11 protein-coding genes are annotated in these 13,668 nt (G+C 42.3%); 6 read left to right on the top strand and 5 right to left on the bottom strand.

What is annotated here, in order from left to right; translation table 11 throughout:
* Together BLR76_RS09260 and BLR76_RS09265 are read left to right on the top strand one after the other, a co-directional pair.
* Window positions 1-214: zinc ribbon domain-containing protein (locus BLR76_RS09260; RefSeq protein WP_143009227.1), on the top strand; the 214-nt coding region annotated here is incomplete at its 5' end.
* A gap of 131 nt (window positions 215-345) precedes the next feature.
* Window positions 346-816 carry a hypothetical protein gene (locus BLR76_RS09265; protein WP_091268381.1) on the top strand — a complete coding sequence of 157 codons (471 nt, stop codon included), beginning with the start codon at window positions 346-348 and terminating at the stop codon, window positions 814-816.
* 212 nt (window positions 817-1,028) lie between these two features.
* Here the strand turns inward: BLR76_RS09265 and BLR76_RS09270 are convergent, their stop codons facing one another.
* The gene (locus tag BLR76_RS09270; protein ID WP_091268383.1) at window positions 1,029-2,060 is read right to left on the bottom strand and encodes a zinc-binding alcohol dehydrogenase family protein; all 1,032 of its coding nucleotides are present in this window, start codon (window positions 2,058-2,060) and stop codon (window positions 1,029-1,031) included.
* A 167-nt stretch (window positions 2,061-2,227) separates the two neighbouring features.
* Here BLR76_RS09270 and BLR76_RS09275 point away from each other — a divergent pair, with 167 nt between their 5' ends.
* On the top strand, window positions 2,228-3,172 hold the full coding sequence (locus BLR76_RS09275; RefSeq protein WP_218121431.1) for an aminopeptidase: 945 nt from the start codon (window positions 2,228-2,230) through the stop codon (window positions 3,170-3,172).
* Between the two features lie 45 nt (window positions 3,173-3,217).
* Window positions 3,218-3,901, top strand: a complete 684-nt coding sequence (locus tag BLR76_RS09280) for a VanZ family protein (RefSeq protein WP_143009228.1) — start codon at window positions 3,218-3,220, stop codon at window positions 3,899-3,901.
* A 263-nt stretch (window positions 3,902-4,164) separates the two neighbouring features.
* Here the strand turns inward: BLR76_RS09280 and BLR76_RS09285 are convergent, their stop codons facing one another.
* Together BLR76_RS09285 and BLR76_RS09290 are read right to left on the bottom strand one after the other, a co-directional pair.
* Window positions 4,165-5,028 (bottom strand): DUF72 domain-containing protein, encoded by an 864-nt coding sequence (locus BLR76_RS09285; protein WP_245683077.1) that lies wholly within the window; start codon window positions 5,026-5,028, stop codon window positions 4,165-4,167.
* A complete protein-coding gene (locus tag BLR76_RS09290) occupies window positions 5,003-5,482 on the bottom strand; it encodes a YaiI/YqxD family protein (protein ID WP_218121432.1) in 480 nt (159 codons plus the stop codon). Before BLR76_RS09290 ends, BLR76_RS09285 begins: the two co-directional genes overlap by 26 nt.
* Before the next feature lie 379 nt (window positions 5,483-5,861).
* Here BLR76_RS09290 and BLR76_RS12375 point away from each other — a divergent pair, with 379 nt between their 5' ends.
* Window positions 5,862-5,996 carry a hypothetical protein gene (locus BLR76_RS12375; protein ID WP_281241345.1) on the top strand — a complete coding sequence of 45 codons (135 nt, stop codon included), beginning with the start codon at window positions 5,862-5,864 and terminating at the stop codon, window positions 5,994-5,996.
* Window positions 5,997-6,690: 694 nt separating this feature from the next.
* Here the strand turns inward: BLR76_RS12375 and BLR76_RS09295 are convergent.
* A complete protein-coding gene (locus BLR76_RS09295; protein ID WP_091268388.1) occupies window positions 6,691-7,866 on the bottom strand; it encodes an ROK family transcriptional regulator in 1,176 nt (391 codons plus the stop codon).
* Between the two features lie 1,199 nt (window positions 7,867-9,065).
* Window positions 9,066-9,707: a pentapeptide repeat-containing protein gene (locus BLR76_RS09300; protein WP_091268390.1), complete on the bottom strand. Its 642-nt coding sequence runs from the start codon at window positions 9,705-9,707 to the stop codon at window positions 9,066-9,068.
* Window positions 9,708-9,891: 184 nt separating this feature from the next.
* Here BLR76_RS09300 and BLR76_RS09305 point away from each other — a divergent pair, with 184 nt between their 5' ends.
* Complete coding sequence (locus BLR76_RS09305; protein ID WP_176759677.1) at window positions 9,892-13,173, top strand: DEAD/DEAH box helicase; 3,282 nt, start codon at window positions 9,892-9,894, stop codon at window positions 13,171-13,173.
* Window positions 13,174-13,668: the final 495 nt, after the last annotated feature.

A 13,668-nucleotide genomic window follows, 5' to 3' on the forward strand; every position in this document is an offset into this window, starting at 1 on the left:
ATTCGTCCGACAATTAGAATATAAATCCAAGCAAAAAGGACGGACACTTATCAAAGCAGACCGATTCTATCCGTCTAGTCAGGTTTGTTTGAGTTGCGGACACAGAGACGGCAAGAAGCCGCTCAATATCCGGGAGTGGGACTGCCCGACATGCGGGGAATACCTTGACAGAGATATCAATGCCAGCAAAAACCTCTTGGCATTGGCCAAGTAAAAGAAAATCAATGAGGCAGGGACTGCCTTTTGAGCCTACCCCTATCCGATTCCTCTGTCTGTATGAAGTCTGTGCAGACAAGAATGGAGTTCGTAGGAAGCCCCCACTTCAAAATCCAAAGGATTTAAGTGGTGGGTAGTTCACGAGAACACTTAGAAGAACAGCAGCAATCGTATAAGAAATATTTAGCCATCAGTATAGTATTAGGTGTCTCGCTTTGTATTCTGTCATTAACTCCGATGCTTCTAGGGGTTATGACCAATCTGATTCCAGTCTTAGTCGGGGTGGGGCTGATGCTCATACTGATCGGGACGGGCACTGTCTGCTTTACCTACAGCGGCAATGTATACAACGCCTATACCGTACTGCTGACTAATGGAAAAGACCCGAACAGCTTCGAAGAGGAAGTTAAAGCGGAAGCCAGAAGGAAACGCATCGACTATATAATAGATGAAGTCTACTGGCCGATCATAGTCGTCATTTATTTTGCAGAAAGCTTCTTGATCGGAGGAAGTTTCTGGGCTTGGAGCTGGGTCATTTTTGTACTAGGCGGGGCACTTGAAGGAACCATCAAGTCGATTTTTGATACGTGGGATAACTAGACATGTGAATATATCTAGATAATGAATTTAAATCAGTTAATGAAGCAGCTGCCTCTGTGAGTTTCATTTGTTACAATGCGCAAACTCACGAAGCAATTGATATTATAGGAAACCGGTAACTCCTTTAAGAAGCACATCATTCTTTCGATACTATGAAAGAATGATGTGCTTTTAAAATGCATGGGTAGAAAATGAGATCGGGTTTGTCCATACTAGGATCGATTATGTTCCAACACGATCTTGCCTACAGTGTGTTCCGACTGCAGTAGTGTATAGGCTTCTTTCAATGTGTCCTCATTCATTCTATCAAAGTGTTTTGACATGGTAGACGTTATGAATCCCTGTTCGACCTGATTTTTGAGTTCTGTTAAATATTCGTGTTGTCTGATCCAGTCATCAGTCTGGTAGACTGACCGGGTATACATCAGCTCAAAACTCATGGTTAGGCTCTTAGCAAAAAATGGATTCGGTAAAGGTTCAGACAATGGAAGAAGCGAGCAGATACGTCCTTGGGGCTTGACGACTTTAGCAGCTTCTTTAATATTTTCATCCGACTTGGCGGCCAGGAAGACTGCGTCGATTGTTTTAATGCCAAGTTGATCCAGCTGTTTCTGATAAGGTTTAGTGTGGTCGATCACGTGCTTGACTCCAAGCTTCTGTATATGATTTGACGATTCTTCCCGAGATGCTGTACCGATGACCTCGAAGCCATAATTCAGTGCCAATTGAATGGCTATTGAGCCAACGCCACCCGCTGCTCCAGTGATCAGTAGAGTGGTTTTAGACGGATCTTCACTGATATCGAAGAGATTCAGGCGATCATGAATGACTTCATAAGAGGTCAGAGCAGTCAGAGGGACTGCAGCGGCTTCAGCGAAACTCAGATTTTTAGGTTTAAGACTGACCATCCGTTCGTCTATCTTGTGGTAGTCAGCTTGAGCACCTTGCACGTTACTTGTACCAGGATAGAAGACGTCATCTCCTTCTTTAAACAGCAATACACCTGGTCCAACTGAAACGACTGTCCCGGAGACATCTCTTCCCAGAATAGTGAACGAGTCGTCTGACGACTTTTTCATCAAGCGGGTTGCCAGGTCTGTCGGGTTGAGTCCGACCGCCTTGACCTCGACCACGATTTCTCTGCCATGTGGTTCAGGTACAGGGCATTCCCGCTTTTCAAAAACTGGCAGATCCTGATCTTTCAGAGGATCAGTAAACCCATATGCGTACATTTTCTTAGACATGTTTTTCCTTCCTTTCTTCTTTCATATCTTCTTTCATACAGTCTACACCTAACGTAAGGTATGCACAATTCAAATTGTATCAGGCTGCCTGATGATTTTGATTTCAATGTTTGTAGATTTTAGTTAGAATAGAAATAGACACCATAAAAGTTCAGGAGCTGATTTACGTGACGAATTATATTGAAAATGCGATAAAGGTGTTTGAAAACAATTTTGCGCTGAAAAAAAACGAGAAAGTCGCGATCATTACAGATGACCGTATGAAGCAGGTAGCTATACCTTTTTATGAAGCAGCCTGCATCAAAGGAAATGAGACAGTGTTTATACAGTTTCCTGCTCACTACAAATCAGGTGAAGAGCCGCCGGTCATTGTTGTGCAGGCAATGAAAGATGCGGATGTCGCTTTATGTGTTACAACGGCAAGCATCACACATACCCGTGCCAAGAAAGAAGCAGCTGCTGAAGGTACTCGAATCGGAACCATGCCGGGCGTGACTCTGCCTATGCTTGAAAAAGGTGCGATCGAAGCGGATCCGCAAGTCGTGGAAGAACTGACTGCCCGCTATACGGCGCTGTTGGATGATGCAGAAGAAGTACGCATCGAAAAAGACGGAGAAGTCCTGACTTTTTCTGTTGCTGACAGGAAAGGGATCCCAAGCACAGGAGTCTTTAGGGAAAAAGGCCAGGCTGGAAATGTTCCTTCAGGGGAAGCTTTTATTGCACCACTTGAACAGTCGGCTAATGGTAAGCTTGTTGTAGACGGGTCCATTGCTCAGATCGGAAAAGTGAAAGAGCCACTGACATTGACTTTAGAAAACGGGCGGCTGATCGAAGCTACAGGCAGACAGGGTGAAGAACTGCTAGAGATTTTAGGAGACACCGGTGGACGGATCATTGCTGAATTTGGTATAGGAACGAACCCTTCAGCACGGATTACAGGAGTCGTTCTTGAAGACGAAAAAGTCTACGGCACGATCCATATTGCGTTCGGCTCAAATAAGCCTTTTGGAGGAGTCACTGAAGCTGGAGTTCATATCGATTGTGTCGTTAAAGAGCCGACTGTTTGGATCGACGGCAAAAAAATAATGGAAAAAGGCAGTATGGTCGAATGAATCTAATTACTTATGTAGTACTCGAAAGGAATTGAGGGTGAGCAGATGAGTTTGAACAGTCAGACAAAATTAAGACTGGTTCAGATTTTTTCCTGGGCTATGGTCCTGTTCTGGATGGGTGTCATCTTCTGGTTCTCATCACAGCCTGCGGAAGAATCGGTCAGATGGAGTGTCGGGCTCATGGAACTGGGTGGAGAAATCATAACGAACTGGCAGTGGGTAGGCGTCATATCAGTCATTTTTCTGTATCATATCTTTCTGATCTGGCTGGCAAAGATGGACTCCCACTTTATTCTGAAAATCCTTCTGTTCGTTCTGTTTCTGATTATAAGTGTGGGCATTGCCTATTTCCTCTTCACATTTGTACGTCCAAGAGTCAGCCGATTCGGTATCTTTGAAATGAACCGATGGGTCATCCATCGGTACCTTAGAAAGTATGCGCACTTCTTCGTGTATCTGTTCCTAGGCAGTTTTCTTATGAATGCTTTTACCATGTCGAATGTCAGGCCATGGCGAGCGTTCGGCTTGGCTTTAGTTATTTCCTTTCTTTATGCGATAACGGATGAATTCCATCAGTATTTCGTACCCGGAAGACGGCCGCTTGTTATGGATGTCATCATCGATACAATCGGGGCCCTGGTAGGCATAGCTCTATACAGCACATTGAGTGCTTTGTTCAAATGGCGTAACAGAAAGAGAAGAACGAGGACGAAGAAACGATCAGGCTGAGGTCTTGAAGTTTGGATAGAGCGACCTGAGATCTAAAAATCATTATAAAAACATCCGGCATCCCGTCTCTGATATAGAACGAGGGGCGCCGGATGTTTTTTGTTTTACGTTCTGAGGACGAAGAGTCTCAATGCTTCCCTACTCAAAACAAAATTCCATCAAATAAATACCAGTTATTTAAACAAGGAACGACATCAATTTAAAGCTCGTTGGTTGAATCCAAATTTATGTCTAACAAAGCCTCCAGTATAAAATGAATTTCGTTAAAATAAATCGAGCTGCTGAGGGCCGAGGTAATCAAAGGATACGTTCAAAAGCTTTTGAAGGGTCTTCGCATTCTGAGCGGCATGACCACCTGAATTATTATTGAAAATCACACAGACTTCCATCGACTGCTTTGACAACTGCTCAATGATTTTCTTGAATTCCATCAATTCGTCATCCCTATAATTGTATAGTGTCCGCTCAGCTCGCCAATCCTTGACATTTTCACCAAGCCAGCCCTCGTAGTTTCTGCCGTGAAGGCGAAGCACACTGAGTCTGGAATGTGTACTTCTGACTATTTTAGGCACACTGTTGTTGGGTGTCTGGGGCTGATCAACGATGACGTTGGAGAACTCGAGAAGTTTCAGGAGTTCAAGTGTCCGTTCCTGATTTTTTTCGGAAAACCAGGACTGATTCCTGAATTCCACAGCAACCGGCAGATCGCGCATATGACTGCGCACATACTTCAAGTAATTGACATGTTTACGAGTACAGTCAAAATAGGGAGGGAACTGAAATAGAAAAGCTTTGATCCGTTTCTGTTCGATCATAGGACCAAATGCGTCCAGATAGGCTTCAAAGACATCGTCCATTCGGCTGAAATCAGGATGAAATGGTTTATGTAATGTCATCATATTGAATGCCTTTGGGAAGAAAGTGAATGATTCCGGTGTCTTATCGATCCAGTTCAGAATATTGGTTCTGGAAGGAATGGCATAGAAGCTAGTGTCAAGTTCCACTACTGGGAAATGACTGGCATAGTCTTCCAGTTTACGGGAACGGTCACGTTGGATCAGTTCATGATCACTCCATCCGGTCAGAGCAATTGTTATCACGTCAGTTTTCGACCCTTTCTGTCTCATCGAGTTGTTCTTCGATCACCTGACGCAGAAGGTCATCAAATGGATACTGTTGCTCATCCGCAAATGGGTTCAGGGATTTCACTCGGCTTTTATTCATATTACTTCGTCTCATTGCGGCAGATATATGGCGGCCGTCAACCAGTTTCTGAATGATTCTTTCTGTATATTCGTAGCCTTCGTGGTGCAGCACTCTGCACCTTTTAGGAAGAAGCATGGAGGCCAATCCGTAATCCTGAGTGACTACAATATCATTGGGATAAGCCAGCTCCATGATCTTGAAGTCTGCCTGATCACTCCCTTTATCGACCCATATGCGTTCAACGCCATTTGGAAGTTCTTTTGTTGAATAATGAGAGATACTTGAAACTAGCAGGACCTCAATCTGATAATTCTGAGCTTCCGCAATAATTGTTTCTTTTTTAGGGCATGCATCTGCATCAACTAATATTTTCATATCCAATGCCTCCTTTAAAATCAGTTTACCATATTTTAATTCAGAAAAGGTAGCTCGAACCCATATGAATAAAGGATTAAAAGTCGTTCTATCTAAAAGTCAAGTCACCTGGTTTTGTGTTGACATCATTTACAAAAAAGACTACTCTTATGTCAATGAGGTTTGTTTATTAAGTCAACTAACATGACGGGCAAACTTAAACACACACATTCAAGAAAAGAGGCATAAAAGTGAACAAGACATCGCTCTTTATGAAGGGCTGGACATTTGCGAAAGTAGAAGGGATCTACCATGCTAAACCGACGAGTTTTTTGCCTGTAGAACTGCCCCACGACTGGCTGATTACCGAGAGCAGATCGCTGACATAGTCAGACCGATTTTGTATCGATCAGACATCTTTGCGGTTGATCTGTATGAAGCCGGACTGGCTGACAAAGTTGTCGACTATCTGGTTGAGCTGACCGAAAAACCTGGAGCAGTCAGAGAGAATTTGAAACACGCATTAAGCAAATAAGAGCATAAGTTAAAGGAACAGCGAAAGGGAGATTGTTTCATCCCGTACGCTGTTCCTTTATTTATATCTGACTGGTGATCCAATGTTGAAAAATCTTTTGAAGGAGTCTATTCGGAAAAAAGTTTCTAATACTGTTCGGCCTGGACTGGAAGATGCTTTGTACCATCTAGCTTTAGTTTGCTATTAGGATAAACTGAAGATCCGTCATTATATTATTTTTAACGGCACCTAAATAGAGTCCTTTTTAATAAGATATATCTAGACGCTGTCTAGTTACATTTTAATCTTTAAGAGCTTGAAGAAATAACGCTAGAAGGCCTGTAGTTATAGTTTGTACCAATTTCAGTACGTATGCTGCTACTAAAGGGTCTCTAGTTTTAGTTTATCTTCTAACTGTTTAATAAATTGCCGTTAGAAACTGCATAGTAATAGTTTAGCAGTGTCTCGTCGTGCTGAACTCAATTTAAACTCAAAGTAGTGGCAGATCGGCTCATCCAGAAAGATCGAAACTACAGCTAGACGGATTTTACTCAACAAGTCAACGGGATATAAGCTGCTAGAGTCGTTAAACCAGTGCTTTTTGAATTAATTAATCATTTAAATCCCATAGAACAAACTAAAAGACAAAAAAGAGGCCGGCTGCTGATCAGACGGTCTCTTTTTTATGTAGTGAGAAAAGCATTAAGCCTTTCACTTACACTTCCATTACTTTTTCCATATTCAAGCTGAATTCTACATTGTCTACATGAAGGTAGGACTGCAGATTCATCACTGTTGCGCCGTACAGACTGGCTTTTCTTCCCAGGACGGACTCTTTCAGAGGAACATTCTTGTAGATCGTCATGCTTAAATAGTGGTTAAGCAGACTGATCAGCTCAGGTATCTCTTCTAGAATTTCAGAATTGATATAGACGACTTCCGGATCATAGTTCCCAATCACGTTCATCAACCCGATTCCAAAGTCTTTAGCAAACTGCAGAATCAAGTTCAAAGTGGGTGAGTCTTTCTGATGATAGGACTCGACAAGATCTTCAAAGGTAAGTGCAGGATCGCCTTTAAGCAACTGATACTTTCGTACGATTGCTTTAGTAGAACAGTACTGCTCTAAACAGCCCTGATTACCGCAGGGACAATTGGTTCCATTAGGGTAGAGAACGGTATGTCCTACTTCTCCGCTACGCCCTTTATTTCCTCTATGGAGTTTGCCGTCAAGAATGATACCTGCACCGATTCCAGTATGTGCACTAAATGAAATGATACTTTTATGCTCGGTGTCAAAAGCTGCTTCCGCAAGAGCTGAAAGATTTGCCTCATTCTCGATGTGAACGGGGAGATCGATTCGTTCTTCCAGCTCAGCGACCAGATCGATTTCATCCAGGTCAAAGTAAGGAGTGAACTCGATTTTGTTATCATATACGATCCCGTGAATAGATACGGTCACACCGATAATACCAAATGGGCATTCATCCATCGTGTTTTTTGCATGGTCAACAACTGAAGCGATCGAGTCGACAATATTATCTTTACTCATTTCTTTTTCTTCTGTCGTGTAATCGATCTTCTCACCGTCAAGGTAGGTGATGAGATAACTGATACGGTCGTAGCGTACATCAAAACTGATCGAGACGCCGGCTTTTTTATTTACAGTAAGAAGAATGGGGCGGCGTCCGCCGGAAGACGTACTTTTACCAGGGCCGATCTCAATGACATAATTGTCATCGATCAGACGCCTTACGATTTCAGATACCGTTGCCTTGTTCAAACCAGTTAGTTCAGAAATCATAGCACGTGAAATTTCCGGCCGGTTAATGATCTCTGATAGAACCAGTATACTGTTGTTTTCTCTAATTGAACTTTTCATCTTAAACATGACTGTACCTCGTTTCTATATTCACGCATAAACCTTCTATATCAAGGTTTTATGTTCGTATGAGTTAAGTAAATAAAAGTGTTTGGTCATAATATTAAAAAACTATCTGGAAGCGCTCGACATCAAAAACAAGTTTCGTTATAGTTATCGCAGAATTTAGTTAATTCAACTAACAAACTATCGATACACCAAGTGTATCATATCTTACAAAATAAAAAAACATAAATTGTAAAGGTTTTCTTACTTTGTTTTCATGTTACATTATCAGAAAAAAAGTAACTTTATGCCAGCTTTTGTCGGTCGAAAATGCGCCCATGGATAGGCATTCTTGCTAAATGAAAAGGTTGTGGAATCAATCAGATAGAGTTTTTCTTTCGACTTTACCTTCGTCTTTTTATGCACAAGAGAAAGTAAATGATTAAAAACCACCAGTAATAAACCTGGTTCAAGTACCCGTAGGGCACGAGAAAGCTGAGAGTAACTGATAGAGTCTATCCCCATTACTTTTTTAATTCGGATTGACAAGTTGCTGGTCTAGTTGTCGTAAACTTTCGGTTTCATCGTTAATGGCATACAGAAAGAGCTTTATTACTTTCTTAAATGTCAATTTCTTTGCGTAACGATCAAATTGTTCGATAGCTTGACGAGAATCAAACCTTAATTGTTCTAACTTAATATACGAAAACCAAGAATCTAAACTGAACGATTGAACAGGTCAACAGCAGCAAAAGAGACACACTAGTTAACCTAGTCGGTGGGTGCTGACATGGAGTGTGTCTTTTTGACTTCTTTAAGTGGGAATAATTATAAAAGGAAAACACTCATCATGATGAGTGTTACAACTTAAGTGATAAAGACAGCTGGGAGATGAACGGAAAATTAACTAGCGGTAGATAAGATAAGAACAATAAGCGGTATTATATTTTAAATTATTGCCCACTCACCGGAAAATGCTCAAAGAGTGGGTAATAAATTTGAAATTAATGCCCACTCGCAGAATATACCCTAATGAGTGGGCAAAGGTTTAGGTATTATGGACCACTCGCCGAATACATTCACCTGAGTGGTAAGTAAATGAAGGATTATAACCCGCTCAAAGAGTTTAAGTCAACGAGTGGGCAAAAGAGGGAGTCCATAATGAAAAGCTAACTTAGGGTATCCCATATTTTGGAAATCAAATCACCTACATCATGCGCTGGTCAGTCTTTAATCTTAAGATGCAGCATTTCCAAAAATCCGAAAGCCTGAGATTCGTTTACTATAGCACCTTTAATGTCGTTTATAGATACGGCAAGGGCATCAAAGTCTGATGAACTCAAATCGATGTTTTTCAGTGAAGTATGACTGAACGTTGCCTGATTCAAGTCACAGGATTCGAACCGGGTTTGCTTTAAAGAACACTCAAGGAAGTCCATTTCATTTAACTTGCATTGGTCAAATAATACAGATTTGACTTTTGAGAAGCCCACACTCGATAGATGCATGATACAATCAGTAAACGAGACATCTTCAAGGAAGCTGTCAGTGAAAAGCATGCCGTTTAGTCTACATTGATTGAATGATACTTGTTTAAGGCTTGTTTCAGTCAGTTCGGCATTGATGCATTCACATTTGATAAATTCTACATCTTTGAAGTAGGCATTATTTATGGTCAGCTGATCAAACTGAACATTTCTGAACCGTACCCCTTTGAATTCGATGAGTCGTGTATCGGACAAAGTGATGACGCAATCAGCAATTTCTGCCTGTTCGATGTAAGGCTCTTCCGGATCGAAGACTTCCATAAAGTTGATGAGTGGCAGACTTTCGGGAAGCGAGGGGCGCTTGATTTTACGTGACATGGGCGATTCTCCTTAATAAATTCAGGTAGGTCATGAAGCGATTTCAGATTCTTCACTCGATTATACCACTTGATTGCTTTAATATGTCCAACAAATGCGAAATGTTTGGTATAATGAATAGATGAAGATTTTAAACGGATAAACAGACACAAGCAACTACAGTTGAAAAGGGATGACTGAATCGATGAAAAAACAGGCTTTTCCAGAAATGACGATTACTTCTTTAGCCAGCAACTACTCAACGTTTCTTCAAGGCAAGGAAGTATATAAGAACAGAGCAGTCAAGAATCTGAAAGTGGATACCAAAAATAACACTGTTCAGTTTAATGTTGAAGACCGTCAATTAGAAACCGTACACTTGCGCTTTTATCCTAATGGTGTAGCAAGAAAGTACCACTGTACATGTAAACCATTCGAAAAAAATGCAGGGGCCTGTAAGCATGTGGTGGCGGCCATGTTCCACCTGAATGATTTGGATGCCAGTGAACTCACCTCTAAAAGCGAGACGCCTGGCAGCACAGGTAACAAGACACAGCCTATGTTTTCATATAAAAAAAGTGAGAAGGCAGTCAATGAACTGCTCCATTTATCCAAGCAGGAAATTGCCAGACAAACCGACTCCTTATACAAACAGCCGGTCTATGTCGAGTATATCCTAAATGTGAGCGGTACTTCGGCTAATCCTGTTTACGATCTTTTTTTCAAAATCGGTAAGGATTACTTATATATTGTTAAAAATACAGCACGGGTTATTGATGATATCATCAGCGGAGAACCGATCGAGTTCGGGAAGAACTTCACTTTTGATTCCAGCGACTATGCCTTGCTTGCAGAAGATCGTTATGTCTTTGAGAAACTGAAGGATATTCAGGATATAATCTCATCTCTGACACCTGTAGGATATGAAAGCCAGATATCGAACCGGGAAAGTTTTTCCATTCCTGCCTTATACATTAAAGAAATGATCCGACTGCTGGAAAACACGATGGGGGCTTTCGCCCGTTTTGGAAGACCGCCTCGTCAGCTGACTCAAATTGACCGGGGAGATACGCTGCGGGTAAAAGAAGGCATTGAAGATCTTAATCTGACTTTTAAGTTTGAAAAAAAAGATAATTTGTTCCACTTTTCACTGGCAGATACATCACTGACGGTTGAAGACTTTCATTTCCACGACAAAGGGAAGATGATTGAGTACAAGCAAGTTTTCTATCTTCTTTCTTCACCTTCATATGAGCTAATTCACAGTATTTTTGAGGGACTGAAGAGTTCCGGCTCCTATACGCTGGTCATGCGCCGGTCTGAGATTGAAACCTTCCTGTCCGTTACGTTGTCACAGCTGAATGAAGTCATACAGGTAAATATGGACGAGGCTGTCCGACAACTGATCTATCAGGCGGAATTTGAGCCTCAACTGTATATCGATACAGAAGGACAGTCACTGCTGATCCGTCCGGTATATTCATATGGGCAGACGACATTGTATCCATTGGAATGGTCTGAGACAGAAGTCGAAGAAACGATCCTCGTCAGGGAATGGAAGAAGGAATCAGATGTCCTGAATCTTCTTTATACTCATGTGCCATCTGTCGCCCGCCAGCAGGGCATGTGGAAGCTGACAGAAACGGATACCATCAGCGGATTTCTGTATGATTCACTTCCGGAACTGGCTGAAAACATGGAGATCTTCCTGTCTCAGTCTGCCCGCCGTCTGATATACAGTCCGAAAAGACAGCCACGAGTTACGATGGAAATGAGGGAATCGTCCAATCTACTGGATATTAGTTTCGAAACAGAAGATATCTCGTCAAATGAACTGCAGGCCTTGTTGAAGGACCTAGAGAGAAATAAGCCGTTCTATAGACTATCAAGCGGTCAGCTGGTGAATCTGAAAGACCCTGCTTTCCAGGCTATGAAACGTGCCAAGGAATCACTGGATATAGATGATGATGAGTTTGAGACTGATATGACAGTCTCTGTCTTCCAGGGGCTGTCTGCACTGGATGAGGAAACTATAAATACCGGAAGACGCTTCAAGTCACTTGTGGAGCAGCTGTTGAGTCCGGAAACGCTGGACTTTGATTTGCCAACCGGTCTGAAAGCTAATATGCGACCGTATCAGGTCACCGGATTCAAGTGGCTGAAGAGCCTTGATCACTATGGCTTCGGAGGCGTGCTGGCGGATGACATGGGACTTGGAAAGACTGTCCAGACGATTGCTTTCTTGCAGTCCAAGTACGAAGAGAAACAAGGGCGCTATCTAATCATCTGTCCGTCGAGTGTCGTCTACAACTGGCAGCACGAGTGGCTGAACTTTGCGCCTAATACGGAAACAATTATTATTTCCGGTTCCAAGGAGGAACGGGAAGCGAAAAAGCAGGAAGCACTCGATAAGAATATACCGATCTGGATCACAAGTTATCCTCTGGTCCAAAGAGATACCGATCTCTATGAAGAGGAAACGTTCGAGACGATCGTTCTGGACGAATCTCAGACTGTCAAGAACAGTGCCGCCAAGACGACTCAGGCTGTTAAAAAACTGAAGGCCGAAAGCAAGATCGCTTTGTCCGGTACCCCTATAGAAAATCACCTTGGAGAGCTCTGGTCCCTGTTTTCAATCATTCAGCCTGGTCTGTTCAAGAACAGGAAAGCGTTCCAGGCTATGGATCAGTCTAGGATTTCAGCAAAGATCAAGCCGTTCATACTAAGACGACTGAAACGGGATGTGCTGGACGATCTGCCTGAGAAGACAGAAACCACAGAATATATTGAACTATCTGACAATCAGAAGCGTCTGTATCAGACCCAGCATGCGGCAATCAAGCAGGAGATCAAGACATTGATCGATACGGATGAGCTGAATGCCAATCGGATCAAAGTGCTGGCTGGAATGACCAGACTGAGACAGATCTGTTGTGATCCAAGGCTAGTCATGCCTAACTTCGAAGGGGCGTCTTCTAAACTGGAACGTCTGATGGAATACCTTGAAGAGGCACGGGCCAACGGCAAACGTGTGGTGCTGTTCTCTCAGTTCACTTCCATGCTTAAAATCATCAGAGAGCGTCTGGATGCCATAGATGTGGATTACCATTACCTCGATGGTCAGACTAAAAATGAAGACCGTCTGCATTTGACGACCCGATTCAATACAGGAGAAAAAGACCTGTTCCTGATTTCTTTGAAAGCTGGGGGAACTGGTCTGAATCTGACAGGTGGAGATACTGTCATTTTATATGACTCCTGGTGGAATCCGGCAATCGAAGACCAGGCTGCTGACAGGGTGCACCGGTTCGGCCAGAAGAAATCAGTACAGATCATCCGCCTGATCACAACTGGGACGATCGAAGAACGCATTAACGACCTCCAGGAGAAAAAACGCGAACTGATCGATTCAGTTATTACTAAAGGCAATACTCAGACACTGAACAATCTAAGTACAGAAGAAGTACTGACCCTGCTCGAAGACTGATTTATTTTAAAAGGCCTTAAGTGATGCTAGGATAGATATACTGCTGGCTCCTTATCAGAAATTTTTGCTCAATGGCTATTGCTTGAAAGCCCCCGATTTCTGCTCGTATAATTAAGGTGAAGCGACGATACGACTGATACAGGTAACTCCCAATAATCTATGAAAAATTATGTTTCCCAAATTTCTCGTTGCTCGTATGATGATTTCTGTCGATGAAGGTAATATAATCCAATCCTTGTCTGGATTAAACAGCTTTATAACAGATCCAGTAAAGCAACGAGAAGTATAAGAAGGCATGTTTAAAAAACTTCGTTTTTTTGAAGTTTTTCGAGATATGTAAAATCACTTCTACAGTATTAGTCCGTGTACTGTAGAACACTGTTCCCGAAAGATAATAAACGGATCCACTTGTCGGGCATTGTTTTTGCATCATCATGGACGAATGGAATCCTCACAGGAACTTCGCCATCTAATGACTGATGTGGACGTAGAAAG

It is taken from the genome of Alkalibacterium thalassium (assembly GCF_900101165.1).
Lineage (GTDB): Bacteria > Bacillota > Bacilli > Lactobacillales > Carnobacteriaceae_A > Alkalibacterium > Alkalibacterium indicireducens.

Excerpts from the sequence above, each read along its gene's own strand:
- BLR76_RS09270 (WP_091268383.1), bottom strand. The coding sequence starts at position 2,060 with ATGTCTAAGAAAATGTACGCATATGGGTTTACTGATCCTCTGAAAGAT.
- BLR76_RS09280 (WP_143009228.1), top strand. The coding sequence starts at position 3,218 with ATGAGTTTGAACAGTCAGACAAAATTAAGACTGGTTCAGATTTTTTCC.
- BLR76_RS09285 (WP_245683077.1), bottom strand. The coding sequence starts at position 5,028 with ATGAGACAGAAAGGGTCGAAAACTGACGTGATAACAATTGCTCTGACC.
- BLR76_RS09290 (WP_218121432.1), bottom strand. The coding sequence starts at position 5,482 with ATGAAAATATTAGTTGATGCAGATGCATGCCCTAAAAAAGAAACAATT.
- BLR76_RS09295 (WP_091268388.1), bottom strand. The coding sequence starts at position 7,866 with ATGTTTAAGATGAAAAGTTCAATTAGAGAAAACAACAGTATACTGGTT.
- BLR76_RS09300 (WP_091268390.1), bottom strand. The coding sequence starts at position 9,707 with ATGTCACGTAAAATCAAGCGCCCCTCGCTTCCCGAAAGTCTGCCACTC.
- BLR76_RS09305 (WP_176759677.1), top strand. The coding sequence starts at position 9,892 with ATGAAAAAACAGGCTTTTCCAGAAATGACGATTACTTCTTTAGCCAGC.